This is a genomic window from Luteolibacter pohnpeiensis (assembly GCF_016595435.1).
Taxonomy (GTDB): domain Bacteria; phylum Verrucomicrobiota; class Verrucomicrobiia; order Verrucomicrobiales; family Akkermansiaceae; genus Luteolibacter; species Luteolibacter pohnpeiensis.
Window position 1 is genome coordinate 1 of sequence record NZ_JAENIJ010000183.1, and the last position, 572, is coordinate 572.

A 572-nucleotide genomic window follows, 5' to 3' on the forward strand; every position below is an offset into this window, starting at 1 on the left:
TTAGAACTGATCGGCCCGAATATCGAATTGCAGAAGCTGAGGCTCTGGAATAAATTTTGATTTAGGGATTCAGGCTTTTCTCCGGAGGTCGGCCAATCCAGAACAAGGTGGCACATCCGACGGCGTGAGCTGGCCCCCGAAATCCGGCCACTGAATGGCTAAACTAAGTTATGATGCGGGGTGCGGGAGATGGATAGGTGGGCATGGGTTCTCAATCAAGGGTGGAGTGGCTAGGGACTCGAATTTTGGAAGCCGGAGCGAAGGGCCGGGCCACGAAACGGAGCGTAGCGAAGTGGAGGGCGAGGACCGCAGCGCAGGCTTCCCAAATTCGCCGCCCGGGGTCATGCTACTTTTGATATCGGGGTGTCTGCCTGATAGATGCGAGCGGGGGTGGAATTCCCGAGCCCCTGATGCGGACGCCAGTGGTTGTAGCGCTCGAACCAGGTGTGGAGTCCTCGCCGCAGGTCGGGAATGGTGGCGTGTTCCTTGAGGTAGATTTCCTCGTATTTGACGCTCCGCCACAGCCGTTCGATGAACACGTTGTCCATCCATCGCCCGCGGCCATCCATGCT

1 protein-coding gene is annotated in these 572 nt (G+C 57.9%); it reads right to left on the bottom strand.

What is annotated here, in order from left to right:
• Positions 1-341: 341 nt before the first annotated feature.
• A partial coding sequence (locus JIN85_RS20880; protein WP_200274491.1) for an integrase core domain-containing protein occupies positions 342-572 on the bottom strand: 231 nt, incomplete at its 5' end.